A 25,289-nucleotide genomic window follows, 5' to 3' on the forward strand; every position below is an offset into this window, starting at 1 on the left:
CGATCCACCCTGCCCGGATGGGCAAATGTATCGCTCAGTCGTAGCGAAGCGCTTTGCGACAGTCGGATACAAAACATGCGAGTTTTCCAAGCAATATTGCACCGGCCCTGAGTGCTGTTGACCGCAATAGAGCAATCGTCGTCACTCCGCAGCTTCGCGTGCCTGTTTTACCAATTCTTGCAGTTGCGGTTGCTCAACAAAACCGGGAATTAAGTTTTCGCCAATCACGAACGATGGCGTGCCGTTAAAACCAAGTCTGCGTGACAGCGCCATGGAAGTCGCAATGTGCTCCTCTACCTCCGGCGTCTCCATGTCCCGGCGCAGCTGTTCCACGTCCAACCCGGTTTCACGTGCAATACGGATGACCGAAGCTTCCGTGGCCCTGCCCTGCATTCCCATCAGAGCCCAATGGAATTTTTCGTACTTTCCTTGTTTTCGCGACGCTAGAGCGGCGCGGGCGGCAAAGACAGACCCGTCACCCAGGATGGGCCACTCGCGGTAGACCAGCCGGATATTGGCATCATCTTTCAGCAGCCCCTGCACTGAAGCCATCGCACGGCGGCAATAGGGGCAGTTGTAGTCGAAGAATTCGACAACCGTTACATCCCCTTCAGGATTGCCCAGAACCGGGGCGTTGGGATCGCGTTCCAGCGTGGCACGGTTATTGTCAAGAACCACCCGAGCAGCTTCAGCTTTGGCGGCGTCCTGGTCACGCTGCAGCATTTCGACCGCCTGCATGATGATTTCGGGCCGCTCCAGGATTGCCTCATAGACCAGTTGCTTGATCTCCTCCTCTGTCAATTCTTTGGTCAGGCCGGGCAAAGGCAAAAAGGTAAGACAAAGTACCGGCAATATACGTTTAGGACGGATCATTGGTTTCTTCCTTCTTGCTGGGCTTCTACTTCTGTTCTTTCTGCTTGGTACCGCTGCTCGCGCTCGGGCCAAGCTGATTTTATGAAATTCAGGATACCGCGAATTTGCGCATCACTCAGTTGGCTGCCAAAGCCTGGCATGCCGCTCTCCAAGGCGACTCCGCTGTTTGCTAGCGCAGCCTGCCCCCCCAATTTGGTATATTCGAACAGCATTCGGTCAGAATGGTGCCAAGTGTGGCCCGTCTCATCATGCGGAGGCGCCGGCAGGCGGCCATCCTCCCCTGGGCTGCGCCAATTCGGCTGGCCCTCCAGATTAGCCCCGTGGCAAGACGCACAGTACTCCGCATAGAGCACCTTTCCCTGTGCAACTGACACCGCATCAGCCGTTGGCACGAACGGGAAAGAAGGCCGGAAAACCCACGCCGCTGCAACTCCGGCGACAGCCAGCACCGCCGCCGCACTGATGGCCGCCCGCGTCATGCCTGCACCCGGATCCAGGTCATCATGCCAGAGGCCGCATGCGAGAGCATGTGGCAGTGGAAAGCCCAATCGCCAGGGTTATCGGCAACAAAAGCAATTTCGTGGCTTTCCCCGGCAAAGCTGAGAAGCGTGTCGCGCAGATGGCCCATCGAGCCATCAGCATTTACGATGCGGAAATGCATCCCGTGCAGATGCATAGCGTGCGGGAATGCTGTGTCGTTGGACACTGTAACCCGGACAGTCTCGCCCCGCGCCACCGTGGCCAGCGGAGTCTGCGTCATGCCGACTGTTCCATTGAAGGCCCAGAACTGGTTCGCCTCCACCAATTGCCGGAACCCGGTGCTCTGCCCGTTAAGAACAGCACTGCGCAGCGAACCCATTGCTCCGCCAGCCATGTCGAGCCGCAGCTCCTTCGCGGCATCCAACCCCGTCACCTCCATCGCCGGGTTCGGCGAAAGCGGCGCCGGGGAGCCGCGCCGGGCGCTACTGGACACGCCGCGCACCGGGAAGGCAGCCTGGGCATAGCCCCGATTGTCCTCGATCCGCGCGAGAAACGCCTCTTCGCCGTCTCCGGCTGTGACATCTACAAGGAGATCAGCACGCTGGCCGGGACCGAGCAGCAAATCTCCTGAAACAGTCTTGGGTGCTGGCAGCGGCATCCCGTCCAGCGCCATCACCCAGCCCTCGAAGTTGACCAGCGCCAGCAGGAAAATCCTGGCGTTGGAGGCATTGATCAGCCGGAGCCGAAGCCGCTCGTGCCGCTTCACTGTCCGGGCCCAAGCTGACTGTCCGTTGGTCGAAATGAAATTACCCAACCGGCCAGAATGTGACCGGTCATGGCGCGTCTCGAAGTCTGGATAAAGCTGCCCGCCATCAGGCTCCAGCAGCCAGTCATCGAGTAGCAGTGTAACATCCCGGTCAATATCCGGAGGTGCCTTTTCAACAACAATGAGCGGGCCGTGCAGTCCGCGCGCCACCTGTTCGACGGACCGGTTGTGCGCGTGATACCAAAAGGTGCCTGCATCCCGAACGGTGAAATTATATTCGAAGCTGCCCCCTGGCGGAACCGGTGCCTGGGTAAGCCCAGCAACCCCATCCATCGAATTCGCCGCGCGGATGCCGTGCCAATGGACCGTGCTTGCCTGCGGCAGATCGTTGACAAATCGCCGCTGCACCCGGCCGCCTTGGGGCACCCGGATTTCAGGCCCCGGCGTGCCGCCCGCATAACCCCAAATCTCTGTTTTCGGGTAGTCTGGCGGCAGTAGCTGCACCGACTTGATGGTGGCGTGCAACTCCATCATGTCCGGCTCCAGGGCATCCCCCCGGACCGGCAGTTCCGCCAGCACTCCAGCGGCACCCGCCGCTTTCAGAAACCCCCGTCTTGAAAACATTTCTCTTTCCTCTCAGGCAAGCGAACCGCGAGGGACGGTTCACTGATGTTCTGATTATCGCAATAATCAGAAAATTCGCTCAGTTTGGCGGTGGGCGGTATGCCACTACGGCTTCCAAATCGCTTCTCCATTGGCATTGCACTGCCGCCTTCCAGCACAGGAAAGTCAATGCCGCCTCATCACCATTTTCGTATCCGAAAGTATCCTAGACACATTCGCCCAAGTTCTTAGGACGGACCCGCGCGCCTGCTTGTCCATGACAGGCTTCTAGAGCTCCCACACCGCGCCTCTGCCAAGGCCGTGGTGCGGTTAGTGAACTTTTGGGGACGCATCACTCTGCATCTCGGACCGAACTCTGCCTATCCGGAAACCGGCAAGTCCTATGCGCAACCTCAGGCAGGTAAGTTCACCACCGGGTGAAGCACAACCCGGGTGTCCAACGGCACCCTGTCGTAGAGGTCGATCATCTGATCGTTTACCAGCCTTGCACAACCATTCGACACGCGTCGTCCGATAGTATCCGGTTCGTTAGTGCCGTGAATACGCAGAAACGTATCCCCGCGGCCGGGCTGAAACAGATAAAGCGCACGTGCGCCAAGAGGGTTCCCGAGACCGCCGGGCATGCCATCGGCAAACCTGGCATAGCGGTGCGGTTCGCGCCGTATCATATCCGGTGTCGGCTTCCAGCTGGGCCACACCTTTTTCGCGCCGATATAGAATTCGCCCGCCTCGTACAGGCCAGGTCGGCCAATCCCGACCGCATAACGGATCGCGCGGCCCTCAGGCAGCGTCCAGTACAGCGCGAACTGCTCTGGGTCCACATGCACCTCATATGGCGTAAGGTCGTTCTGGATGCGCACCTCGCGCGGCAAAAGCTCTTCGGGCATATCGTAGACCGGAAGCGTTGGCGTATGCGCGCTGCCCTTTGAACCCAGCACCGTCAACGCCCCTGCCCCGGCAATGAAATCCCGTCTCAGCATAATTCCTCCTTCTGACTGTTTCACCGGTACCGTATAGTCTTCTGAGCCCCTGCCAAAGATTAACACCCGCTGCGCCCTCGATAATCAGCACGTCTGCTTGCCTGCCATTTCTTTCACAAGCCCCTGCCTCCGGCTCAGCCTCTGACACGCGCCGCAATACGCGGAGCATGAGATGTCATTCGTCGAGTGCGGCCTTGCGGCGCCTGAATTCTTCTTCGTCAATTTCACCTTGCGCAAACCTGCTGCGCAGCACCTTCAGCGCGTCACTAGAGGTGTCCGGGCCTGCGCTACGCTTGTCAGTTAGCCATCGCACCGCCACTACGATGAGAGCAATAAACGCTCCCCAGAACAGCAGCATCATCAGGGCGCCGAGCATACCGAAGCCGCCAGCCCACATCATGTGACCATATCCCCGGTCCCAGTCACCCGAAGTATCCGCCCAAGCCACAGAAGAAGCCAAGGGCAGAAGCACAATCGCCAGAGTTGCAACCTGTCGTTTCATCATTGTCTCCGCTTCACGTTTCAATTTCGGTTTGATCCTTCGCAAGAGGGATTGCGAGCGTCGCCAGCAGCCCGCCATCAGGACGGTTAGCCAGGGTAATATCGCCGCCATGAGCCCGCGCAATCGTACGGGCGATGGACAAGCCAAGCCCGTAGCCGCCGGTTTCCAGCGACCGCGACGCCTCCAGCCGCAGAAACGGGTCAAACACCCGCTCCAAATCTTCCTCGGGAATACCTGGGCCGGAGTTTGCCACAGTGATCAAAGCGTTTTTCCCATCGATCCCGTATCCAACCCGCGCCCAGCCACCATAGCGCAGCGCGTTCTCGATCACGTTGCGCAAAGCCCGCCGCATCGCGTTTGGCCGCAGGCCAACTTCTGTCGTCACCCCTGGATGTAAATCGAAGCGATCAAGCATATCAGCGCGCAGCTGTTCCAGGAACTTGCCCAGTTCACACACCTCTAGCGGCTCGGACACCGCTAGCCCCCGGGCGAAAGCCAATACCGAGTTTACCATGCTCTGCATTTCCTCGATCGAAGATATGAGGCTGTCCCGGGTTTCCTCCTCGTCGACAAATTCTGCCCTGACCCGCATAGCTGTCAAAGGCGATCGAAGGTCATGGCCCAACGCCGCCAGCAGCCGGGTGCGATCTGCAACAAAACGTTTCAGGCGTTCTTGCATCCGGTTAAACGCATCGGTCAGATCTTGCACTTCGCATGGCCCTACCGCAGGCAGTGCGTCCACGTCTTCTCCCCTCCCCAACCGGTCAGCAGCAACGGAAAGCCTGCGCAGCGGCCCCGTTACCCTGCTCATCAGGAACCAGAACACAACAATTAGAATGAAGCCCGCTGTAAGCGCAAAAGTCAGTGTCGAATAAAGCGGCCATTGCAAAGGCGGCCGTTCAAACCGGGTATCAACATTCAGCCATTGGCTGCCAGACAACGCAATGGACAGCTTCAATTCAATCGCCGACATGTGTCCGCGCATCATTTCCCGATGCATAGCGGCCATTTCCTGATCGAGGTGAGGCAGCGGCAGATCCGCGCCATCAACCTCATGCAGCTCAACCCGGATCTCGCGGCTGAAGTTACCATCCAGCAGTGCCCGCACTCGCTCTTCGACGACCCCATTGCCGTTATGCGTCATATGTTCGACTTCGGGCTCCGGTGCGATACCGAACCGTACCAGCGGCGAATTCGCAGCCCGTAGAATTGAGGCGTGTAGACTTGCAGGCGCTTCTTCGATCAGCCGGGCCACATTGGCGGCACGTCCAGCAGTTTCCGCTCCGAGAGCCGCGCGTACCGCCAAACTGCGCTCGTCGACAAATAGCCAAAGGCTGACCGCCTGAGCGGCGGCCAGCGCCAGGATCACCAATAGCACCAGTTGGCCGCGCAGACTGTTGAGGACACGCCTCATCCGTCCATCACCTCTACATCTGCCGCCAAGCTATAGCCGCCGTTGCGCACGGTGATGATCAGGCGCGGCTGCATGGGGTCCTGCTCAATCTTGCGGCGCAAACGGCTGATCTGGTTGTCTATTGTCCGATCCAGTGGCGGCGCCCGCCGTCCCGCAGTTAAATCCATAAGCTGATCCCGGCTCAGGACCAAACGCGCCCGCTCTAGCAAAACCGTCAACAGCTTGAAGTCGGCACCGGTCAGGGCGATTTCCTGCCCAGTGCCGTCAATAAGGACGCGACGGTCGCTGTCCAGCACCCACTGGGCAAACCGAACGTTTTTACCAGCCAAGCGGCCTGCCAATGGTTCGGAATGATCGGTGCGGCGCAAGATCGCTTTGATGCGTGCCAATAGCTCGCGCGGATTGAAAGGCTTGGGCAAATAATCGTCGGCACCGATCTCCAGACCGACTATCCGGTCTGTATCCTGCCCAAGGGCCGTCAGCATAAGGATTGGGATACCGCCTTCCCCAGACAGTCTCCGGCAGACCGACAGCCCGTCTTCACCCGGCATCATCACGTCCAGAACAATGAGATCGAAATGCCCGGTTGCCAGTTTCGCATCCATCTCTGCCGCGTCTTGCGCTGCAGTTGCGCGCATGCCGTTCTTTTCCAGGTATCGTGTTACCGCAGCCCGGATTTCACGGTGATCGTCAACGACGAGAATATGAGGCATTTCATTCATTTGCATCGACTATAGGTTATTGCTGCAAGTGGTCCTGCAGAGTTTTGTCGCAGAGTGTATCAACCGCTTCGGCTGTGACAGAGCGATACAATTCCCCGACCCGGCGATCTGGCAAGCTCACGCCTGAAATCCCAGATTGGCTGTATCCAAACACCCTGGGAAAGGTCTGGACATGACGAATTTGAAACTTCTTGCGCTTACTCTTGCGGTATCCGGCACAATGGCGGGTGCAGCACTGGCAGAGGCAAGCCACGGCCACGGCGGCAAGCCCGGCGCCGATACATCAGGCATGATGCAACAAAATGCAGATTTGCAAATGATGGGCCGAGGCATGATGTCTGACATGAAGCGAATGCATGACATGATGATGCAGATGCACGGGCCGCACGCCATGGGCAGCGCCATGATGGACCGCCAGATGTTGGGCATGGGCAAACCCGGCATGTTGGCGAAAAAACTTCAATCCGCTCTGAAGGAGTACGACGCGGACAGCAATGGCACGCTTTCGATCGATGAGTTCGAATCCTTCCACAGCGCTATTATCCGCGAACAAATGGTAGACCGTTTTCAACATCTCGATGCAGACGGCAACGGCTCGGTGACTGAGGAAGAGATCTCAGCCCAGACGGCACGTATGAAGCAGATGATGGCAGGATCCGGCATGGCCCATAGCGGTCAGCAACCCAAAAGCAATCAGCCCGGCAATGGTATGATGGACCAGCCAAAGGATAACTGATCCTCAAGACTCTTTACAGGATGCCACCTGGCACAGCCTGATGGCATCCTTTCTAGGGGCAAGTATCTCAACGTATCCCCAAAAGCTGGGCATCTGTGCTGTACTTCTAAGCAGCGGCAAGTTTGGGGCAAGTGATCGAACAATTACTCGCTTGCCCACTGCTAATGCAAAGTAGATCCCTTTTCTCGCCCCATAGCCGTACCCGTGTCATTTCCGCAAATGATGCACTCGCACCGTTTCCGAGACACGGAAACACGCAGCTGCTGGACGCGTTCCCGGTGGACCGTGGAGCAGATTACCGGCCGTCACGTCATTCCCGACGGCTCAGCCGATCTGCCGGCGCGAAAGCTCTAAAGTTCTATATTTGTGAAACATTTTGGCACCGGCCTGCGGCATCTGGGTCCAGCGCAGGGCGCACCGAAGATTGGAACAGCTCATTACGTTTCAAATTTTCGAGTCGTGCGCAGCGGCAATTTGTGCTATTTTTGTCACGAGGCGAGCGCTGCGGGAGTTGGGATATGTATATCCTTCCAATAGTGTTTGGTCTTCTTCTTGTTGCCACGCCTAGCGCGGGTCAACAGACAGTCTTTCACACAGCCAGTTTCCCGGACGCCACCACGGTTCAATTGAGCGTGACCCAATACCAGGTCACCAGCGAGGAAGACTTTGACTTTGAAGTCGCCATCAAACTGGTTCAAACAGATGCGAACGGCACAGTTCTCTACGACGACACTAGGAAACACCCGGTTCGGGTCAAATGCGGAGAACCGGCATATGTCGACACTGGTCTCAAAAAATTCATGATCAACACAGCCACCCCCAGCGGCGATTGGCAGCACGACCTTTGGGCTATGCTCTGCACAACAGCAATATCCTGAATGCAAGCAAAGCGTCATACCAACCCTGAAGTTGGCTCAGAAACCCTTTGTCCAGCTATACTGAGAACAGCGGCAAGGGTTAGTCCGGCCGAAGGCGCTCACCGAGACCATTTCGAGCTTCGGCGTCAGACACCAATTCGACAACCAGGCGACCGTATCACTTTCGTAACCCTCGTCCACAGCTCTGACAGCTTTTTCGATGATATCTAGCACGACCTGAACGTCGCTTGGCACTTCTGAAACCACCAGGGGACCGTATCCAAAAAATGGACAACACTTGATAGTGCCTTCTGAGCCGGTTGGACTTCTGAATACCCTCGCGTTTTTTGTTCCTGACGAGGCACTTAAATAAGTCTCTGGATCCGCATGTTGAGCGGATCGTCTCAGAGGTCATTTTGGCATGTATTTCGCACTGTTGCTTACACCGGCCCATTCCCCGGCTCCCCACGCGTGATCCTCGACAGCCTCGCTGCATCTTCCGGTTCCCATTTCTGACGCAGGCCGCGGACATAATCCGCGTCCTGCTTCAGCTTTTGCCGCTCCTTGGCGAGGACGCGTTTCACGGTCCGCGCCACCAGTTGAGCAATGCGCGTAACCATCCGCATTGCTGGGCGGATTTCTTTCAGCTTTTCATCCCGCTCGCCCTTGGTATCCGGGGCGGCCGCGCCCCAAGTCAAGCCTGCCTGCTGATCCGCAGACGCCTCCCGCCAGAAGACCGCCCCATCAGCAACCAAATCCAACCCGGTCTCGATGGCATCCGTGATGACCTCTGCCTCCGCAGCCTTCAACCGGACCTTTTCTTCTGCCTCCTGCAGCCTCTTCTCCTCAGCCAGCCGGGCAGCCCGGGCCTCAGCAACTGCTTTCTCTTCCTGGCCGCGGTGCTGAACCATCTGCCGCAGTTGAGCGGCCAGATCAGATTTCTCTGCCTTCGTGGCGTTCAGCACCTGCTCGGCCTGTTGCCTTTCTTGGATAATCCGCGCGCGTTTTTCCTCTTCGGCCTTTCGCGCTGCCGTTTCGTCCCGGTACTTTTCTGCAGCTTCTTCCGCCCTTGCCTCATACCCCTTAACCCTCGGCTCCAATGCCCCGACCTCAGCCACAATTTTCTTTTTCAGAGCATTCGCGGCGTCAGCCGCTTTTTCCTTCTGCACAGCTTCTGCCTCCGCCGCATCGCGGCGGCGGATCATCTTTGCAGTTTCCCGCGCGGTCCGCTGTTTGCGGGCCCGCGCCTCTTTCACCGCGCGCTTGCGCGACTTTTTGACCGTGGCCTTGGCCAGGTCCCGGCCGTTTTCAACGGCCGCCTTTGCCTCATCCAGAGCATCGCCCAGGATGCGCTTCTTCTCCGCTTGCGCCTTGAGGCGCTCCTCGGCACGCCACTTTGATGGCGGCACATGCTGCCGCCGCTCGGGCAGAGGTTTTCCCTCTGCCCGCGCCTGGCGCCGGGCCTCGGCTCGGCGCTCCCCCCTGATGATCCCGATTGTCTCGAAGGCCTCTCCGGCAAGATCCTGGGCATGCTCATAGCTCTTGATGAGCGGGTTCTCAGATGGCTGCAGCAGGATCTGATGCCCGCGGTTGGCGGATGGCTTCTCGGTCCAAACGGCCACGACAAAGTGGATATGGTAAGCCTCCTCATCGACGTGGGCGCTTGCATAGCGCAGCTGACCATGTGGAAAGTTTTGACCGAGGAACGACATGGCGGTTTTGCGGAAAGCAGAGACACGTTCCGGATCCCATTCAGAGAGCCCTGCCCCGCCCAGCCAATCTTTGTTGACTGTGATGATGCCTTCCCGAAGCGGACCTCTGCTGCAGGACCGCCAGGGGTCTGCAGGCCCTTCCGCCTCCAGCTTCCTGGCGTCCTTCATGCGTGATTTGGCTCTGAGGGCACGCAAATGCTCCTCGTGATTGTGACGGCGCATCTCAGCAATTTCGCCGCGTATCTGCTGCTGCCAGCCCGGCTCGCCGGCCAGCACCTGGTTCAGCCGCGACAGCTCCTGGTCGACATGATCCAGGTCGCCGCCGCCGCGCTTGTCATGCATCTTGAACTTGCCAAGGTCCCGCGGAAACAAGCCTGCAAATCGCAGCACAACCGGTGCTTCATTTAGAATTACGGGCTGGGCTTGGGTGAACTTGGGCTGTAGGGTCATCTTGCTGCTCGGATCTGCTTCTCTGATCCGAGTCTCCGCGAAGACGAAGAAAATCCCGATAGGCTTATTTTTTTTTGTGAGGCTTGTACTCACTAGGCAAGTTGCAATCTTGGGCTGGGCCCCAGGATTGCAACTTGCCGTTCGCGAGGGGGATACCCCCTTCGATCCCCTCCTCGTCAGCTTTTGTCAGGCCTTCGCCTTCAAAAGCTTCCTGCGGCCAGCAGCCTGCTGGACCCGCCCTGCCGGGGGCCTGGGATGACTTATTGTTTTTCGATAATCTGGAAGGGGTGAAGGGTGTTTCGCTTCCGTAGCCTGTTGCCGATCAGCTTGTTTTCTCCAGCCAGTCAATCAATGCGCGCCTAATCATTTCCGGACGGGTTGGGAGATCAGGTTCGAGACGACGTCGGTCATCGATTGCATTTATGAGTTCTCGCGGCAATCTGAGCGTTAGCGCTTCTGTGTCTTTCTTGGGAGGGGCCATTCCGATATTACCATTTTGATGTTGACATCATGATGGCATTATCGCACATTGTTCAGGCGAGGCAAGAGCTGGAACCTCTTACCTCGCCCTAATCACACTGACCTCGACTAGGAGACCAGCATGACTACCATCCCCGTTATCACGCGCGAGTGCGCGCTGAAAGACCCGTGGCCCGCATCTGTCCCAGATGACAGCCCCACCTTCATCGCCCGCACCTTCGACACGCTGACCAAAGCAGTGGACGAAGCCCTCGAATTGGAGCGTGATCTGTTGCACGCGCTGTCCTGGGATCCCGCGTCCACCGATATCCAAGAGGCCGCCGAAGCCAAGTGGCAGGATTGTCTTCAACTCAGCGGCGACATCCTGACGGCACAAGTGGTCAGTGCCGAAAATTTGCCAATGCAGCGCATGAGCATGCTGCTGCACTTTCTGATCGAATCTGAGAGCCTGGACGAGGCACTTCGATTCCAGCAGCTGATGCATGAGCACCGGGACCTTTTCACTACCGATGATCCCGGTGTCCGCGAAGCGCTGAACCGCGCGGCGCGGCAAGTCGACACCGTGGTGGAGATGGCAGTGACAGCTCCGGAATTCGCGCCGGTCTGATCCCCCCAATCCCCCGTGACATAACCTGACCCGGCCCGCGGCGGTTCTCCCCGCCTGCGCCCGGCCGCTTCATGCCCAATTCCAGATTTTCCCGGCAGGTGTGTGAATCGGCGTGCAAAATTGACCCACTTGGGTGGGTTATGAGCGAGTAAAATTGACCCACCTGTTTTCGTTAACATCCGCACAAAAAGTGCGGAGGAAAGAGCAGGTGTTACTGATGGAAAGCGTGTCGAAGATCCGACGATGGGTATTGGTTGAGGGACGCAGCATCCGGTCTGTTGCGCGGGCGACGGGATTATCGCGGAACACGATCAAGAAGTATCTGAAGGATGAGAGCCCGCCGAGCTACCAGCGCCAGGCCCCGCCGGTTCGGCACAAACTGTGCAACGGGTTTGATCTTCGGCTTCAGGAGCTGTTCGATCAGGACCAGAAGCGACCACGCCGGGAGCGGCGGACGGCCCAGAAGCTCTATGAGCAGCTCGTGGTGGAAGGCTACACCGGTTCCTATTCGCCAGTTCAGCGATTTGTCCGCGATCTGAGGCGGGCCGGTGCCGGTTCGGGCGAGGCCTTTATCCCGCTGCATTTTGCGGCAGGCGATGCGCTGCAATTTGACTGGAGCGAAGAACGGGTTGTCCTGGGCGGTATCGAGCAGAAGGTGAAGGTTGCCCATTTCCGCCTGTGCCACAGCCGCAAGCCCTTTGTCGTCGCCTATCCCGGCGAAGCCCAGGAGATGGTGCTGGATGCCTTTGCGCAGGCGCTGTCTTTCTATGGCGGGGTTCCACGCCGGGTGATCATCGACAACCCCAAGACCATGGTGACCTATGTCTCCCGCTCCAAGGACCGGATATTCCATCCCCGGTTCCTTGCCTTGATGAACCATTACGTTATGGAGCCGGTGGCCTGCACCCCGGCTGCGGGCTGGGAGAAGGGACAGGTCGAGAACCAGGTCCAGTTTTTGCGCGGCCGGTTGTTTGTGCCCAAACCTGCCTTTGATGATCTCGATGCGCTGAACGATTGGCTGCGCCTGCGCTGTGAAGAGCTGGCAAACCGGCCCCATCCCGAGCAATCGGATCGCACGATTGCAGAGCTGTTCGAAGACGAACGCGCCGAACTGCGCCCTCTGGGGCGAGCATTTGACGGATACGTGGAAAAGACCGTTCGTGTTCGCTCCACCTGCCTGGTTCAATATGCCAGCAATCGCTACAGCGTGCCGTCCCGGTTCGCGGGGCAACATGTGTCGCTGCGCGCCTATGCAGGCCGGATCGTGCTGGTGTCGGGCCAGGATGTCATCGCCGAGCACAAGCGTCGCTTCACCCGCAATGTCAGCTATTTTGAACCTTGGCACTACGTGCCGCTGCTGGATCGCAAGCCCGGCGCCCTGCGCGACGGCGCCCCCTTTGTGGACTGGCAACTGCCTGAGGCCATGCATCAGATCAGGGAGCACTACATGGCCGGCAAAGGCGGGGATCGGGAGTTCGTCGATCTGCTTCTGCTGGCCCAGGATCACGGGGTCGAGGTGGTCGAGACGGCTTGCGAACTGGCGGTGGAACAAAACACCCTGCGCCTGCCCGCCATCATCAACCTGATTAACCAGTTGGTGGAGCCGGTCATCACGCCGCTCAGCGACGCCTATACCTATCCGCAGCTGACCTTGCGGCCCGAGGCCGATTGCAAGCGCTATGAGACGCTGTGCTCGGCTGAGGAGGCTGCCGCATGAACGCCCTCATCGACCAACTGACCGCCCTGAGGCTGCACGGGATGGCAGCTTGCGCCCATGATTTGCTGTCCGCGCGCAAGCCACCAAGTCTGACCACAGCGATAAAGCAACTGATCGACGCTGAGACTGTAGAGCGGCGGGTGCGCTCCATCCAGTATCAAATGAGGATTGCGAAGTTCCCCCACCACAAGGACTTCGCCACCTTCGATTACAGCGCGGCCGCCGTCACCCAGCCCCAAATCGAGCCGTTCTGCTCAGGCCAATTCACAGAAGAGGCACATAATCTCATCCTGGTGGGCGGAACCGGCACCGGCAAAACCCACATCGCCATCGCGCTTGGAACCACCCTGATCAGCAACGGCAAGAAGGCGCGCTTCTTCAACGCCGTCGACCTGATCAACGCCCTGATCAAGGAACAGGCCGAGGGCAATGCCGGGAAGATCATCCGGCAGCTCTCGGCCCTGGACTGCGTCATCATCGACGAGCTGGGCTACATCCCGTTCCCCAAGTCCGGCGGCGCGTTGCTGTTCCATCTGATCAGCAAGCTCTATGAGAAGACCAGTGTCATCATCACGACGAACCTGGAGTTCGGCGAATGGGTCTCGGTCTTCGGTGACGCCAAGATGACAACCGCGCTTCTGGATCGCGTAACCCATCACTGCGCAATCATCGAGACAGGCAACACGTCATACCGGTTCGCACAGAGCAAGCGACGCAGAAAAACATAAACGTCGCGCAAGCAAAGCCCCCAGTCGGACTCGCTATATGAGGGCGGCCCGCCTGGGGCCTTTGCGCCACAAGGGGTGGGTCAAATTCAAACGCTGAAACCGGGTCAGTTTTGAACGCTCATTGACAACTTCGGGGAAAAGACACGGCTGGCCGACGTCGACAATGACGCGGCGAACAAAGCGGCACGGGCGATCCTGATGCCCGACGCTGCACCCGCCACCATCAACCGGCAGATCATCACCCCCATCAGCGCCATCTACAATCTAGCCGCTGACGATGGCCATGTGATTCCGCGCCGGTTCCGCCGTCGAAAGGAGCCGCAGTCCAAAATCCGCTGGCTGACACCTGGCGAGGCCGAGGACCTACTGGAAGCAAGCGAGCCACACCTGCTCCCGATCGTGACATTCCTGCTTGGAACCGGCTGTCGCACCAGCGAGGCGCTGGGGCTGCAATGTGAAAACCTTCACCTAGAAACCCGTCAAGCGCTCATTCCGACATCCAAGAATGGCGAACTGAAAATGGCCGAATTTCCGGCGCGTGTGATGCGTCTGCTTGCTGCTTCAGGACTGCCGGAAGCCGGGACCGTTTTCCGCACGCCGAAGGGACAGGCGTACAAACTCAGCACCGGCAGCGGCGGTCAGATTGAAGCTGCCTTCACTAAGGCGCGTGTTGCGGCCAAACTAGGAGGCGATGTGACCCCGCACACGCTGCGGCATACCTTTGCCACATGGCACTATGCGATGAACAAGGACTTGCTTCTGCTGATGACGCGTGGCGGCTGGAAGAAACCAGATATGGCGCTCAAGTATTCCAAGCTGGCCCCCGCCGATCTGCCAGAGAAGCTTTTGGCGCACGGTTGGGACTTCCGTACACAGTTGCAGGCAGATCAAGGGCAGAAAGCTATTTTCGGGGAAAAGATCAGGGTTATTAAGTAGGTAGATTGCCGGGGTGAATGAGTTGATTTGGTTAGCCTAGGCTCCGCATACACGCCATTTTTTAGCCATGAGCGCATTCACTTTCGCAGGCGGGGTGCGGCGAGCTGGCCCCGCGCTCACCCGTCAGATTGCGGCAATTGGTGAAGGGTGACACATAGTCTTTTTCACCAAGGCGCCACTAACCTCTAAACTTTTTTATCAGCAAACTCCCCACTCTCGCACCAGTCTTCATTATTAACTCATTGGTTTGCCATCGGAGCAAGCAGACGTTCATGCTGCGTGCGGCGAAATCGAGTTTCGAGCCCTTTTTACCGAGCGAGCAGATGCAGCATTTTGCGCGCGTAGCAACAATTCACGGGAAGGGGCGTCCCGAATTGGACACTCGACACGGCTCTGATTTGCTATAGCCGCAGCCTGCTTTCCCGACATTCGCTGCCTGCGCCAAATTTTGAGGTCTTCGGACTCTCATATTGCCGGGCAAAGCGTCCTTTCGCCGCGAGCAGAATATCTTTTAACAAGTTCTCTTTCAGTCAGTGATATTGTTGTAAGGCCGCGCTGAGATTCCTACGAGCGAACGCTGCAGTCAGGAGCCATCACCGCCCGCTGGGACGCTGGTCTTCGCTTCCAACGGCTCCCCCACCACCTGCAGCGTCTTGTGGCTGTTGGTGTTGAGCGAGACCTTCACTTCTGCCCCTTCGGGCAGGGCTGGGATATGCATCCAGTTTGCATAGAGCCGAGCGAGTTTCTCGCCGTTCACATAGACATGCGCGTGGCCTTCGCCGTCCACGTCCGCGGAGGAGGCGTTTTGAGGTGCAAAGCGGAAGTTCTGCGGCGTGACCTGCAAATTCCAGCCGGCCATCGGGTCCTTGTGCAGCTGGATGGCGACGCTGGGTGCATCCGGGCCTGCCACTAGGCTGACAGCTTGGGAATGGTCATGGGCGGTCATTTCACCATGGCCGCCGCCGTGATGGTCAGCGCTGCCATGGTCATGGCCATCGAAGGTGACGCCATTGCCGGCTGCGATCACGAAGCCGGCACCGCCGCCGAACACCAGGCCGATGGCAAATAGAGCGAGTGAGCGGGACACATCGGTTTCCTCAAAAATGAATGTCCCCGCCAGGCGAACCTGGTGGGGATCTGGCTGAGGCGGAATCAGGCGGCTGCTTCTGCGCGCTTGCCTTCGGCTTGCCAGAAGTATCCGGCGAAGCTGCCCAGAAGCACCCAAGCGGCCATACCGACGCCAAAGGCACGGGCGGCAAAAAGCGCGCCGATCTCGGTCGGAACCGGGCCGGTGAAACTCTCGGGCTCAGGCGCGCCGACTACATGCGGCGCCAGCAGCAGCAGGGCCGCGACGGCATAGCCCGCCAGGCTGCCGCCATAGGCGATCAACCACATGGCAACGCCGGCGGTAGCCACAGTTGCCCCCCACCAGATCTGGCGCGCGTCAACATCGGCGGCGGCCACACCCGGAACCTCCGGCGCCAACGTTAGACCAGGCGCGAAGTGGAAGGTGATGAAACCCGCCAAGCCCCATAGAATGCCGGTGCGCGCGTTGATTTCATGGCCCTGACGTTCGGCCACCGACATCAGTGCTGCCATCACCAGCGCATAGCCGGTGTAGGTCAGCATGGTGAAGATGATGCTCAGGCCATCGCGCATCGGCTCGGCGAACATGCCGGGCAGGTCGGGGTGCGCGGTTACGGGATCAGCGCCGAAATGCACCAGCTCGCCGCCCTCGTAGAGTTCGGCGTGGAGCAGCACGGGCTGCACGAAATACAGCTGCAGCAGGGCGGTAATCAGCCCTGCTGCAGCACCAGCGAACAGGCCGCTGGTCAGAATGCGACTGAACATGGCCTTAGTGGCAGGGGAAGCCAGTTGCGTGGCGCACGTCATGCGCGGCGTCGTGCAGGGCAGATGCCTGAACATGGCCGGTCAGCGTGATGATCCCCAGCCCCAGAACCACTGCAAACAGTGCCGGAAGTACACTCGTGCCAGCGGCGGAAGCCTTAAGCGTCTTGGTCGTCATTTGTCGTCCTCCTTACCGTCACACCCGACGGCATAAGTTGCGTTCCCATACGGCCGGTCTCCTGACTCGCGGGTCGCAGCTGCCTTCCTCCTTCCCGGCTTGCGCCAGTGGCTAGTGGAAGGCCGCTCGCCGCTCACAGTCGCGGGGGCGGTTGAGGCTTCGGTGCCGCGATTTGGTCCACCGTCCTCATTCCCGTTTCAGTCCCGATGCTTAGGCACCATCAGACACCGTATCATGTGGTAATGCCCCGTGCGGAGGAGTCCGGTCAAGGATGATTCCGCCAATTTACAACACGTCAGCGTCATGCACGGGCGGAAACCGGAAGGCAGGAACCCCTGATAATTTCCGATTTCTCGGCAAAAAAACTGCTGGATCTCTTTGTCCTGCCCGCAGCAGGCGGTTCAGTCCAGATCCGCAGGGATGCGGGCGATCACCTTAAACCGCAGTCGGCCCAGCGGCCTGGCATCGGCAAAATTGCCATCCGGGCTAACCTCATACATCCGCAGGAAGGTCAGGATGTCCGGCAGGTCACCCGCGGTGATTTCCCCGAACAGATAGGCGGTCTTCCCGCTTTGCCGCATAGCTAGGGTTTGCGGCCGCTTGCAACCGGACATACATTCCACCTGCTGCAACCTTACCTTTCCTCCCGAAGCCTCCAACGCCGCGGCGACCTGCCCCAAAAAGGCTGGATCCGCGTCGCGGCAGGTCCGGCATAAGGTGAGTGTGGGCAGGCTCATGCGCCGAACAGGTCCTAAATCGAGCGATCTTTTGGAAGCCTACGTCGCTTGGTCTCTTGCAAGCTTGGCTTCAATGCCAGTTTTGAAGCCAAATTTCCAAAAGAGTCCATAGTCAGTTTTGAGGCAAATGTGCTTGGGGGCAGCTTGCTGACGCAAGTCGCTCGAATGCTTTCTGTCCAGAACTTCGCCACGCGGAGCACAGAGGCGGACAAACCGTAGAATCCAGGTATTGCGAAGTATCGCGAGCGGCCCTGCGGGTTAGAACTGTTGCCCTCTAGCAGCCTTAGGGGTGGCAAACACTGCCTTCCCATTCCCTCGCAACCGAAGCAAGGATTGAGCAGCCGCGGCGAAGGACGGATTCATCCCGTTCACTGCCAGTCCATGACCGACCAGGTGAACGGCACTGGTCTCGGGGATCGGCCATTCACCCCAGGCGCGGCGAAAGAGTAGGAAGACCCCAAACTTCCAATGTCTTTTAGGTGCCGCGAAGGTCTCCTTTAACTTCCTGAGCTTCGCCAGACCGCGATTCAGACCGGCGACGAGATAGAAATGGTCGTTCACACCGGACCTGCCACCGGCTTCGTCAGTCTCGCGATTGTTGGCGCACACGCGTCATTGCGGATACTTTCCGGGGTTCTGCCGTGGCATGGACGTGCCGCTGGTAATTGCTTTGGTAGTGATGCTCTGGCTGTGTAGTGCGCTCGACTGATCGGACTATTTTGACGCTTTCTGCAACAGCCCGATCAACTCATCGAACTTGCCCCGCTGCTCTTGGGGGCCGCCGCTCTAAATGGCTGCCTCGATGCAATGCTCTACATGGTTTTCAAGGATCAGCTTCTCTACGCCTAGGATGGCAGATCGGGTCGCTACCGTCTGCGCCAGAATATCCATGCAGTAGCAGTCGGTCTCGACCACGCCCGCCACGCCGCGCACCTGTCCTTCCAGTCTCTAAAACCGATGCAGTGTTGTTTCCCTTCTCCCCTTCACGCAGCCATTTCTCATTCGTTTGGAACCTTCGGCGGACATTCTGGTTAAATTTCCAATATGGATACATTTGAGAGATAGAAAATGGCACGTCACGGCGACACTACAATGGATTCAGGCAATACGCATCACGCTAGTCATGCCGGACAATCCGGAGGATATGGCCGGTTCTTCGCCATGATCGGCACCTCGACGGCTGTGATGTATGGACTGATGTACCTCAACACCTATGCGCTCGATCACGTTTTCTTCAGCCAGACGCGGATGTGGATGGCGATTTATATGGGCGGAGTGATGGCGGTGATCATGCTGGCATTCATGCTGGGCATGTATGCCAACCGGAACGCCAACATCGCGATTTTCGCAGGGGCCGCGATCGCCTTTACGGCGGGTCTTTACCTCGTGCGCTCGCAAGACGCCGTGGGCGACATCGCTTGGATGAAGGCGATGATCCCGCACCATTCCATTGCGATTTTAACCAGCGAACGCGCGAACATTTCCGACCCGCGCGTCCGCGAATTGGCCGATGCGATTATCGAGGCGCAACGAGGCGAGATAGCAGAAATGAAGCGATACATCGCAGACATTGAAGCGAACGGCGATGCGGCCCCCGGCACGCCACGAACTGAACCCTGAGACCAAGGAAAGCCATCATGTCCAAAGACGCTCGCGACTGTGCCGATGTGACGGCAGACCCCGTGACTGCCGCGAATGGAAAGACAGCCGTTCTTTACCGCATGGCCCTCCCAAACCACCTGTGTCCAGCGGGACAAAAGGCACGGTGGCTCCTGGAACGCCACGGCTATGAGGTCGATGACCGTCTGTTCCGTGAGCGGTCAGAAGTTGATGCGTTCAAGAAGTCGCATGATGTCCCCACCACGCCTCAGGCCTGGATCGAAGGCGAGAGGGTTGGCGGCTACGACGATTTGCGTCAGAAACTCACCAATTATGACCCGGATGCGACGACCTATAAGCCGGTAATCTATCTGTTCGCTGTGGCCGCCGCGACGGCCCTTATCCTGTCGATCGGCTTTCTCGGCGCAATTACATGGCAAACGCTTGGGTGGTTCATATCGGTTTCGATGATCCTCTTGGGAATGCAAAAACTCCGCGACATTGAGAGCTTCACCACGACGTTTCTCAACTACGACCTTCTGGCACGAAAATGGGTGCCTTATGCTTATGTCTACCCGTGGGTCGAAACCGGGGCAGGCATTTTGATGACGGGCATGTTGTTGACATGGCTTGCTGCCCCTGCGGCGCTCTTTATCGCCACTGTAGGTGCGATCAGCGTTTATAAGGCCGTGTATATCGACAAACGAGAGTTGAAATGTGCTTGCGTAGGTGGCAACTCAAATGTGCCCCTTGGATTTGTGAGTTTGTCTGAAAACCTCATGATGATGGGTATGGCAATTGTAATGCTTGTCATGATCATGGTTTAAGCTGGTTGACTGCAAAAACCGTCGTCACAGTTGGACGCAAGGCACGTTAGCAGTCCTTGATCCGGCTCTAGCGGACATTGATGGTGTGAAACTTAACGGCCGCATTGTCCCGCCTCACTGCCAGTCCAAGCCTGACTAGGCGAACGGCCTCTGCCTCGGAGATCGGCAACTCACGCCGGGCGCGGTGAACCTGCGGCATGAGCCCATTACCGAAGTGCTGAAGTTTTTCTACAAGCACGCAGCGTGCTGGCCCATTGCATTGCCGAAAACCTTACGCTGCATGGCAGCAGGAGATTCGGCCATTCATGCAAAGCGGAGCAATGTTCAAATGGCCAATGACACTTTCGACGCCAAACTTGAAGATGTCCTGAGTATCACCAAGAAGATCGGCATTTGAGGGGTGGGCGAACGGCGTATGCCGTTCGCCTTCCGATGACGGCACAGAACCCTTCTGCATTAGTGCTGGGCCTGAAATAATTGGCGGCCTTGCAGAAATGGAGGCAGTGCCGACAAAGCCCAATGCTTCAAAAAATAAAAATACGAAGTTACCGCTCTCGGCGCCTCCCGCGTAACGTTTGTGGGGTCTTTCCTGGCAGTACGTCAAAGGTGGCGCTAGGCGGGCGTTCAAGTGCCGTTCTAGCCCAAAACAGCGCACAAAGCTTACTGCACGAACTTGAGCGAGCTAAGAAAATTGATACTATTTGCTACCGATTGAAGCAGCTTAAGGAGTTGTCATGCACGCAGACCTTAAGGTTCGGCGCCGTGTCCTTAAATTGACCTTCCAGCGCTACCTTGATGCCGACCGAGCACTGACGTTGGCAGTAAGGGAAGCCCGGCTATGGTTTCCTTCCCAGAGGCGGCCAACTGTTACTTCCCTTGGCAACCCGGGATCTCGCGTTCGCAGACTGCACGAACAGCGGGACAAGGCTTTGTGCCAATTGGAGGTGGCGCGACTGAAGCTCGATTTCGCTAAGGAACGCCTAAAGCAACGGCGACGCGATGGGAAAACGGCTAGAATTGCTTTGATTTCATACAGCAACGGGTAGGTTCAATATACCTGCATTTACTACCGCCGCAGAATGGAGATAAAAGGCTGCGAGAACTCCCCGAAACCGGTGAGGCTGTCGTTCGCCCTGTTCCTTGGACAAAATATGTCGAAGCTTCTCCCGGGCTTTCTAGAGCGGGGTTGCACCTCTTGGTCTGGCGCCCGGTCATCTCATCATGGTTTCCCAGCCCTAGCCGGTTCCCTCAACGCCTTGCTCATCTCAAGCCGGGTTTCCGGCGGCAGGCGGCCAACGGCGTTGGCAATCGTGCGCAACTCACCGCGCTGGCCGTGGATCTGATCGATCAGCGTCAGGATCATCGGCAGTGACTTGGACGGAAGTGCTAGGTCCTTGCGCAGATCGCAGATCAGCCGGATGCGGGCAATGTCGAGTTCGTCAAATAGCGGACCGTTGACGCTGGGGGAGGGTTTAACCCAGCCCTTGCGCACCCAGAGGCGCAGATCCCGCAACTGCAAGCGGCGCACGGTCTTTACTACTTCTCGTTCATTCAAACTCATGATGTGTTTCCCAATCCTTCGCGCGGGTTGTGCCGGACCGTATCGCGCCATTGCTGTGCGAGCTCTTCCATGCTCCCCGTGATCTGGCGCGGCAACACAATCCGCAACCGCACATACTGATCGCCGGGCGGGGTTTTGGCAGGGGCGATCCCCTTGCCCTTGAGGCGCAGGCGCTGTCCGGAGGAGGAGCCCTTGGGCACTGCCAGAGTCACCGGGCCGGACACGGTTGGCACCTCAACTCGTGCGCCAAGAACCGCCTCGTCAAAGGTGACCGGAAGCTCAACTTCGATATCGTTTCCGACCCGGGTGAACAGCGGGTGCGGGCGCACGCCGATTTCCACATAGGCATCGCCGGCCGGGCCGTTGCCTCCTCCGGGCTGGCCCTTGCCGCGCAAACGCAGGGTCTGGCCGTCCCGTACCCCCGCCGGGATCGTCAACTCGATGGTCTGGCCATCGGGCAGCGGCACCGTGCGTTTGGCCCCGCGCGCGGCATCCAGAAAATCGACCTCGAGGTGATAGAGCACGTCCGCCCCGCGGGTTGCAAAGCCGCGGGCTCCGCCGCCGCCGGCGTGCTTGCGCCCGAAGATACCTCCGAAGAGGTCAGAGATGTCCTCGAAATCACCAATGCCCCCTGCCGAGTGATAGCGGCCTTCGCGGTCCGCATCTGCGTACCTGCGATAGAACTGGCGTTGCGGCCGTTCCTGCCCGCTGGCATCGATCCCACCGGCATCAAACCGGCGCCGCATTTCGGGGTCGCCGAGAATGTCATAGGCTGCCCCCACCCGCTGGAACTCGGCTGCCTTGGCCTTGTCGCCAGGCGACAAGTCGGGGTGCAGCGACTTTGCAAGCTTGCGGTAGGCTTTCTTGATTTCGGCCTGCGTCGCGTCCCGGGAAACCCCAAGCACCTTGTATGGATCGTCTGTCATATTCAGGTTCATCTACAAGGGGGCTGGCGGCCCGGCGCCCCTCTACGGTCTCTAAGGTAAGATGCCGCACAGTTTTTTATCCCCGCGACGGTGCGTCGGCAGTGCTGGCGGCGGCTTTCAGCGCCCTAATCCGGTGATCAAGCGGCGGATGGCTGGAGAACAGAGCCTGCACCCGGCCGGCATCGAAAGCAAGCGCGCGCATCTCATCAGGCAGCGGTTGAGTGTCTCGCAGCGCGCGCAGCCGTTCCAGCGCCGCAATCATTCTGCCCCGCCCAGCCAGTGCCGCCCCGCCCGCGTCTGCGCGGAATTCACGCCAGCGTGAGAACCACATGAAAATTGCCATTGCGGCCACACCCAGCACCAGCTCCGCCACCAGCGAGATGATCCAGAACGCCGGGCCGTGGCCGCGCTTAACACGCAGAACAAGCCGGTCAACCAGAAAGCCCGCGAGGCGCGATAGGAAGACCACAAAGGTATTCACCACGCCCTGGATTAGCGCCAGCGTGACCATGTCACCGTTTGCGGCATGGCTGACCTCATGGCCTAGTACGGCCTCGATCTCGCCCGGCCGCATGTGCTGCAGCAGCCCGGTACTGACCGCGATCAGCGCTGCATCACGGTTCCAACCGGTGGCAAAGGCGTTGGGCGAGGGGTGGTCGAATATGCCGACTTCCGGCTGCCCGATCCCCGCTCTCCGGGCCTGGTCCTGGACGGTTTGCAGCAGCCAACGCTCGGTCTGGCTGCGCGGCCGGGTGATCACCCGGACCCCCATCGTAGACTTGGCCATGGGTTTCGACAGGAACAGCGAGATCAGTGAGCCGGAAAAGCCGATCAGAGCTGAGAACACCAGCAGAGCCTGCAGGTCCAGATCAACACCATTGGCCTGAAGCAGCCCTTCAAATCCCAGCAGCCGGAATGTCACCGACAGCACGGCAAGAATGGCTAGGTTTGTTCCCAGAAAAAGCGCAAGCCGCAGCATCGCTCAATCCTCCTCGCGGCCGTCTGCGCTGACCGTGACCTGGGCCGGGCGGATCAGCCGCTGTTTCAGGGCAAATCCGGGGCGGTGCAATTCAATCACCTGTCCTGCAGGGGTGCCGGGACGGGCCGCCGTTGCCAGCGCCTCGTGGCGGGCAGGGTCGAAGCTGCCGTCCGTCGGCGCAACCACATCGATGCCAAGCACGTTCAGCGCCGCCTCGAAAGTGGAGCGGATATTCCGCAGCCCCTCCAGATGGTGGCGCACCCGCGGGTCTTCCGCATCCGGCAAATCCTGAGCAGCTGCGATTCCCAGTGCAAGCGCATCCAGCGCAGGGGCAAAAGCGCGGACGGCTTGCACCACGCCCTGGTCGAAACCTTCGCGGCGGGCGGCATCGGCCCTCTTGCGGGCATTTTCGGCATCCGCGAGCGCCCGTTTGACGGTCGGTCAGCCGTGCGATTTCATCGGCATGCGGTCCGGCCAGCGGCCCCTCAGCAGCAGGGGTGGTGTCTTGCACCTCCTGACCCGGCACTGCATCAGGCAATGACGTCTCATTGTCCGGCGTTGGCTTGTTCGGCATACGCGTCACCTCCTCAGAAGTCTCAGCGCATCACCAGGAAAATACGTGCGCCTCCCCTTTGCACGGTCAACGCAAGCGCACCTTCGGCCCGGGACAGCTCGCGGCGCAATTCGGTGACCGAACTGACCGGGCTGCGGTTCACGGCCAGGATGATGTCGCCGGCCTCCAGCCCGGAGCGTTCGGCGCGGCTGCCGGGATCCATGCGGGTGACCAGCACGCCTTCCAGTTCGCCATAGTCCGGGTCGCCAGGCTGAAGGTTGCGCAGTTCGGCACCGGCCAGCCGGTCAAACCGGCGGTCGCCTGCCGCGGCAAGGGTCCCGCCCTCGCGCAACGTGGTGTTGATCGTCATCGTGCTGCCGTCGCGGATGATCTCCAGCCTGACTTCTGTGCCGACCCGCTTCAGCCCGATCTGGCTGCGCAGGTCCGCCGAGCCGGCAACAGCCCGTCCATCAACAGATACGATCAGGTCGCCCGGCTGCAACCCGGCTTCATCGGCGGCGCTCCCCGGTTCCACCTGGGTGACAACCGCTCCCGTGCCAGTGTCAATGTCCAGCGCCTCGGCAAGATCGGGGGTGAAATCCTGGATCACCACGCCAAGGCGGCCGCGCCGCACCTCGCCGTACTCTATAAGCTGCTCCATCACTGCGCGCACCATATTCGCCGGCACGGCAAAACCGATCCCCACGTTGCCGCCTGATGGCGCGATGATGGCGGTGTTGATACCCACCAGGCGCCCGTCGAAGGCTGTCAGCGCACCGCCAGAGTTGCCGGGGTTGATTGAGGCGTCGGTCTGGATGAAATCCTCGTATCCATCGACACTAAGACCGCTGCGGCCCAGGGCGCTGACAATGCCCGAGGTGACAGTCTGGCCCAGGCCGAACGGGTTGCCGATGGCCAGCACATAATCCCCGACTCTGAGCCGATCGCTGTCACCCAGTTCAAGCGCAGTCAGGTTTTCGGCGTCAATCTGCAACAACGCGATGTCGGTGCCGGGGTCGCTGCCAACCAGCTCGGCGTCAAAGCGCCGCCGGTCCTTGAGGGTGATGATGATCCGGTCGCCGGTGTCGATGACGTGATGATTGGTCAGCACATATCCCTTCTCTGCATCTACTATCACCCCAGAGCCTGCGCTCATCTGACGGCGAGGGGCCGGTGCCTGAGGTGCCGGCGGCATATCGAAGAATTGCCGGAAGAACGGATCGCTGAACAGCGGGTTCATCTCGGCTGTCTGGCGGCTTTCGACCGAAATATTGACAACTGCCGGGGTGATTTGGTCCAACAGCGGCGCAAGCGTTGGCAAACCGTTTTCATTCATGAACAAGGGCCGATCCGGTGATTGCGCAGCTGCAGGGCCGTTGCCGATCGCGAGGACAACGCAAAACAGAGCAACGGTCCGGCTGATTTGAAAAATGATCGAACGCATCTGGTCTCTCCTTTCCGCTGAAAAAAGGCGGCCGGCGGGCTGGCCGCCAGGGA

General features: G+C 59.1%; 26 protein-coding genes, 1 pseudogene and 1 riboswitch. Of the genes and pseudogenes, 8 read left to right on the forward strand and 19 right to left on the reverse strand.

Features of this window, described 5'->3' with window-relative positions:
* Positions 1-141 precede the first annotated feature (141 nt).
* The 7 genes from ACXAED_RS04565 to ACXAED_RS04595 form a co-directional block, all read right to left on the reverse strand.
* Entirely contained in the window at positions 142-873 is a 732-nt protein-coding gene (locus ACXAED_RS04565; RefSeq protein ID WP_475047224.1) for a DsbA family protein, read from the reverse strand.
* Positions 870-1,352: a c-type cytochrome gene (locus ACXAED_RS04570; RefSeq protein ID WP_475047226.1), complete on the reverse strand. Its 483-nt coding sequence runs from the start codon at positions 1,350-1,352 to the stop codon at positions 870-872. The genes ACXAED_RS04565 and ACXAED_RS04570 overlap by 4 nt, the downstream gene beginning before the upstream one ends.
* Positions 1,349-2,743: a multicopper oxidase family protein gene (locus ACXAED_RS04575; protein WP_475047227.1), complete on the reverse strand. Its 1,395-nt coding sequence runs from the start codon at positions 2,741-2,743 to the stop codon at positions 1,349-1,351. Before ACXAED_RS04575 ends, ACXAED_RS04570 begins: the two co-directional genes overlap by 4 nt.
* Positions 2,744-3,135: 392 nt before the next feature.
* Complete coding sequence (locus tag ACXAED_RS04580; protein ID WP_475047229.1) at positions 3,136-3,723, reverse strand: L,D-transpeptidase; 588 nt, start codon at positions 3,721-3,723, stop codon at positions 3,136-3,138.
* A 175-nt stretch (positions 3,724-3,898) separates the two neighbouring features.
* On the reverse strand, positions 3,899-4,225 hold the full coding sequence (locus ACXAED_RS04585) for an SHOCT domain-containing protein (protein ID WP_261398751.1): 327 nt from the start codon (positions 4,223-4,225) through the stop codon (positions 3,899-3,901).
* Positions 4,226-4,238: 13 nt separating this feature from the next.
* Positions 4,239-5,639 carry an ATP-binding protein gene (locus ACXAED_RS04590; protein ID WP_475047231.1) on the reverse strand — a complete coding sequence of 467 codons (1,401 nt, stop codon included), beginning with the start codon at positions 5,637-5,639 and terminating at the stop codon, positions 4,239-4,241.
* Positions 5,636-6,361 carry a response regulator gene (locus ACXAED_RS04595; protein ID WP_475053016.1) on the reverse strand — a complete coding sequence of 242 codons (726 nt, stop codon included), beginning with the start codon at positions 6,359-6,361 and terminating at the stop codon, positions 5,636-5,638. Before ACXAED_RS04595 ends, ACXAED_RS04590 begins: the two co-directional genes overlap by 4 nt.
* 172 nt (positions 6,362-6,533) lie before the next feature.
* Between ACXAED_RS04595 and ACXAED_RS04600 the strand changes: the two genes are divergently transcribed.
* Both ACXAED_RS04600 and ACXAED_RS04605 read left to right on the forward strand, forming a co-directional pair.
* Complete coding sequence (locus ACXAED_RS04600; RefSeq protein ID WP_475047233.1) at positions 6,534-7,097, forward strand: EF-hand domain-containing protein; 564 nt, start codon at positions 6,534-6,536, stop codon at positions 7,095-7,097.
* A 518-nt stretch (positions 7,098-7,615) separates the two neighbouring features.
* Positions 7,616-7,975, forward strand: coding sequence for a hypothetical protein (locus tag ACXAED_RS04605; protein WP_259966350.1), 360 nt, complete (start codon positions 7,616-7,618; stop codon positions 7,973-7,975).
* A gap of 419 nt (positions 7,976-8,394) precedes the next feature.
* On the opposite strand, the gene ACXAED_RS04610 is transcribed toward ACXAED_RS04605, so the two are convergent.
* Positions 8,395-10,116, reverse strand: a complete 1,722-nt coding sequence (locus ACXAED_RS04610; protein WP_475047234.1) for a plasmid recombination protein — start codon at positions 10,114-10,116, stop codon at positions 8,395-8,397.
* A gap of 322 nt (positions 10,117-10,438) precedes the next feature.
* Positions 10,439-10,597, reverse strand: coding sequence for a ribbon-helix-helix protein, CopG family (locus ACXAED_RS04615; RefSeq protein ID WP_154667786.1), 159 nt, complete (start codon positions 10,595-10,597; stop codon positions 10,439-10,441).
* Positions 10,598-10,717: 120 nt separating this feature from the next.
* On the opposite strand from ACXAED_RS04615, the gene ACXAED_RS04620 reads away from it, so the two are divergent.
* From ACXAED_RS04620 to ACXAED_RS04635, 4 genes are all read left to right on the forward strand, one after another.
* Complete coding sequence (locus tag ACXAED_RS04620) at positions 10,718-11,203, forward strand: hypothetical protein (RefSeq protein WP_475047236.1); 486 nt, start codon at positions 10,718-10,720, stop codon at positions 11,201-11,203.
* 217 nt (positions 11,204-11,420) lie between these two features.
* Positions 11,421-12,920 (forward strand): IS21 family transposase, encoded by a 1,500-nt coding sequence (gene istA, locus ACXAED_RS04625; protein ID WP_475046390.1) that lies wholly within the window; start codon positions 11,421-11,423, stop codon positions 12,918-12,920.
* Positions 12,917-13,648, forward strand: coding sequence for an IS21-like element helper ATPase IstB (gene istB, locus ACXAED_RS04630; RefSeq protein WP_027234437.1), 732 nt, complete (start codon positions 12,917-12,919; stop codon positions 13,646-13,648). Before istA ends, istB begins: the two co-directional genes overlap by 4 nt.
* Positions 13,649-13,846: 198 nt before the next feature.
* A complete protein-coding gene (locus ACXAED_RS04635; RefSeq protein ID WP_475047238.1) occupies positions 13,847-14,584 on the forward strand; it encodes a tyrosine-type recombinase/integrase in 738 nt (245 codons plus the stop codon).
* Between the two features lie 583 nt (positions 14,585-15,167).
* Here the strand turns inward: ACXAED_RS04635 and ACXAED_RS04640 are convergent.
* The 5 genes from ACXAED_RS04640 to ACXAED_RS04660 all read right to left on the reverse strand — a co-directional run bounded on the left by ACXAED_RS04640 (position 15,168) and on the right by ACXAED_RS04660 (position 18,292).
* The gene (locus ACXAED_RS04640) at positions 15,168-15,671 is read right to left on the reverse strand and encodes a hypothetical protein (protein WP_475047239.1); all 504 of its coding nucleotides are present in this window, start codon (positions 15,669-15,671) and stop codon (positions 15,168-15,170) included.
* A 65-nt stretch (positions 15,672-15,736) separates the two neighbouring features.
* Positions 15,737-16,435, reverse strand: coding sequence for a CbtA family protein (locus ACXAED_RS04645; protein ID WP_475047240.1), 699 nt, complete (start codon positions 16,433-16,435; stop codon positions 15,737-15,739).
* A 4-nt stretch (positions 16,436-16,439) separates the two neighbouring features.
* Positions 16,440-16,610, reverse strand: a complete 171-nt coding sequence (locus ACXAED_RS04650) for a CbtB domain-containing protein (protein ID WP_222480730.1) — start codon at positions 16,608-16,610, stop codon at positions 16,440-16,442.
* A 34-nt stretch (positions 16,611-16,644) separates the two neighbouring features.
* Positions 16,645-16,847: riboswitch (cobalamin riboswitch) on the reverse strand.
* 164 nt (positions 16,848-17,011) lie between these two features.
* Positions 17,012-17,347 carry a DUF1636 domain-containing protein gene (locus tag ACXAED_RS04655; RefSeq protein ID WP_222504322.1) on the reverse strand — a complete coding sequence of 112 codons (336 nt, stop codon included), beginning with the start codon at positions 17,345-17,347 and terminating at the stop codon, positions 17,012-17,014.
* A gap of 786 nt (positions 17,348-18,133) precedes the next feature.
* Positions 18,134-18,292, reverse strand: a complete 159-nt coding sequence (locus ACXAED_RS04660) for a metal-sensitive transcriptional regulator (RefSeq protein ID WP_475053017.1) — start codon at positions 18,290-18,292, stop codon at positions 18,134-18,136.
* 123 nt (positions 18,293-18,415) lie between these two features.
* Here ACXAED_RS04660 and ACXAED_RS04665 point away from each other — a divergent pair, with 123 nt between their 5' ends.
* On the forward strand, positions 18,416-18,967 hold the full coding sequence (locus ACXAED_RS04665) for a DUF305 domain-containing protein (protein ID WP_475047242.1): 552 nt from the start codon (positions 18,416-18,418) through the stop codon (positions 18,965-18,967).
* Between the two features lie 17 nt (positions 18,968-18,984).
* Entirely contained in the window at positions 18,985-19,773 is a 789-nt protein-coding gene (locus tag ACXAED_RS04670; RefSeq protein ID WP_475047244.1) for a MauE/DoxX family redox-associated membrane protein, read from the forward strand.
* A gap of 1,219 nt (positions 19,774-20,992) precedes the next feature.
* Here the strand turns inward: ACXAED_RS04670 and ACXAED_RS04675 are convergent.
* The 5 genes and pseudogenes from ACXAED_RS04675 to ACXAED_RS04695 all read right to left on the reverse strand — a co-directional run bounded on the left by ACXAED_RS04675 (position 20,993) and on the right by ACXAED_RS04695 (position 25,236).
* A complete protein-coding gene (locus ACXAED_RS04675) occupies positions 20,993-21,334 on the reverse strand; it encodes a chaperone modulator CbpM (protein ID WP_475047245.1) in 342 nt (113 codons plus the stop codon).
* Entirely contained in the window at positions 21,331-22,260 is a 930-nt protein-coding gene (locus ACXAED_RS04680) for a DnaJ C-terminal domain-containing protein (RefSeq protein ID WP_475047247.1), read from the reverse strand. Before ACXAED_RS04680 ends, ACXAED_RS04675 begins: the two co-directional genes overlap by 4 nt.
* 76 nt (positions 22,261-22,336) lie before the next feature.
* Positions 22,337-23,239 carry a protease HtpX gene (htpX, locus tag ACXAED_RS04685; protein ID WP_475047248.1) on the reverse strand — a complete coding sequence of 301 codons (903 nt, stop codon included), beginning with the start codon at positions 23,237-23,239 and terminating at the stop codon, positions 22,337-22,339.
* Positions 23,240-23,242: 3 nt separating this feature from the next.
* Positions 23,243-23,662, reverse strand: a pseudogene (locus ACXAED_RS04690) (nucleotide exchange factor GrpE); the annotation flags it as partial.
* A gap of 173 nt (positions 23,663-23,835) precedes the next feature.
* A complete protein-coding gene (locus ACXAED_RS04695; protein ID WP_475047250.1) occupies positions 23,836-25,236 on the reverse strand; it encodes a DegQ family serine endoprotease in 1,401 nt (466 codons plus the stop codon).
* Positions 25,237-25,289: the final 53 nt, after the last annotated feature.

It is taken from the genome of Leisingera sp. ABM4_103, from assembly GCF_056158685.1.

Excerpts from the sequence above, each read along its gene's own strand:
- ACXAED_RS04570 (WP_475047226.1), bottom strand. The coding sequence starts at position 1,352 with ATGACGCGGGCGGCCATCAGTGCGGCGGCGGTGCTGGCTGTCGCCGGA.
- ACXAED_RS04620 (WP_475047236.1), top strand. The coding sequence starts at position 10,718 with ATGACTACCATCCCCGTTATCACGCGCGAGTGCGCGCTGAAAGACCCG.
- ACXAED_RS04610 (WP_475047234.1), bottom strand. The coding sequence starts at position 10,116 with ATGACCCTACAGCCCAAGTTCACCCAAGCCCAGCCCGTAATTCTAAAT.
- ACXAED_RS04680 (WP_475047247.1), bottom strand. The coding sequence starts at position 22,260 with ATGACAGACGATCCATACAAGGTGCTTGGGGTTTCCCGGGACGCGACG.
- ACXAED_RS04615 (WP_154667786.1), bottom strand. The coding sequence starts at position 10,597 with ATGGCCCCTCCCAAGAAAGACACAGAAGCGCTAACGCTCAGATTGCCG.
- ACXAED_RS04645 (WP_475047240.1), bottom strand. The coding sequence starts at position 16,435 with ATGTTCAGTCGCATTCTGACCAGCGGCCTGTTCGCTGGTGCTGCAGCA.
- ACXAED_RS04595 (WP_475053016.1), bottom strand. The coding sequence starts at position 6,361 with ATGAATGAAATGCCTCATATTCTCGTCGTTGACGATCACCGTGAAATC.
- ACXAED_RS04565 (WP_475047224.1), bottom strand. The coding sequence starts at position 873 with ATGATCCGTCCTAAACGTATATTGCCGGTACTTTGTCTTACCTTTTTG.
- ACXAED_RS04655 (WP_222504322.1), bottom strand. The coding sequence starts at position 17,347 with ATGAGCCTGCCCACACTCACCTTATGCCGGACCTGCCGCGACGCGGAT.
- ACXAED_RS04600 (WP_475047233.1), top strand. The coding sequence starts at position 6,534 with ATGACGAATTTGAAACTTCTTGCGCTTACTCTTGCGGTATCCGGCACA.
- ACXAED_RS04575 (WP_475047227.1), bottom strand. The coding sequence starts at position 2,743 with ATGTTTTCAAGACGGGGGTTTCTGAAAGCGGCGGGTGCCGCTGGAGTG.
- htpX (WP_475047248.1), bottom strand. The coding sequence starts at position 23,239 with ATGCTGCGGCTTGCGCTTTTTCTGGGAACAAACCTAGCCATTCTTGCC.
- ACXAED_RS04665 (WP_475047242.1), top strand. The coding sequence starts at position 18,416 with ATGGCACGTCACGGCGACACTACAATGGATTCAGGCAATACGCATCAC.
- ACXAED_RS04590 (WP_475047231.1), bottom strand. The coding sequence starts at position 5,639 with ATGAGGCGTGTCCTCAACAGTCTGCGCGGCCAACTGGTGCTATTGGTG.
- ACXAED_RS04605 (WP_259966350.1), top strand. The coding sequence starts at position 7,616 with ATGTATATCCTTCCAATAGTGTTTGGTCTTCTTCTTGTTGCCACGCCT.
- ACXAED_RS04675 (WP_475047245.1), bottom strand. The coding sequence starts at position 21,334 with ATGAGTTTGAATGAACGAGAAGTAGTAAAGACCGTGCGCCGCTTGCAG.
- istA (WP_475046390.1), top strand. The coding sequence starts at position 11,421 with ATGGAAAGCGTGTCGAAGATCCGACGATGGGTATTGGTTGAGGGACGC.
- ACXAED_RS04585 (WP_261398751.1), bottom strand. The coding sequence starts at position 4,225 with ATGAAACGACAGGTTGCAACTCTGGCGATTGTGCTTCTGCCCTTGGCT.
- ACXAED_RS04635 (WP_475047238.1), top strand. The coding sequence starts at position 13,847 with ATGCCCGACGCTGCACCCGCCACCATCAACCGGCAGATCATCACCCCC.
- istB (WP_027234437.1), top strand. The coding sequence starts at position 12,917 with ATGAACGCCCTCATCGACCAACTGACCGCCCTGAGGCTGCACGGGATG.
- ACXAED_RS04580 (WP_475047229.1), bottom strand. The coding sequence starts at position 3,723 with ATGCTGAGACGGGATTTCATTGCCGGGGCAGGGGCGTTGACGGTGCTG.
- ACXAED_RS04670 (WP_475047244.1), top strand. The coding sequence starts at position 18,985 with ATGTCCAAAGACGCTCGCGACTGTGCCGATGTGACGGCAGACCCCGTG.
- ACXAED_RS04695 (WP_475047250.1), bottom strand. The coding sequence starts at position 25,236 with ATGCGTTCGATCATTTTTCAAATCAGCCGGACCGTTGCTCTGTTTTGC.
- ACXAED_RS04650 (WP_222480730.1), bottom strand. The coding sequence starts at position 16,610 with ATGACGACCAAGACGCTTAAGGCTTCCGCCGCTGGCACGAGTGTACTT.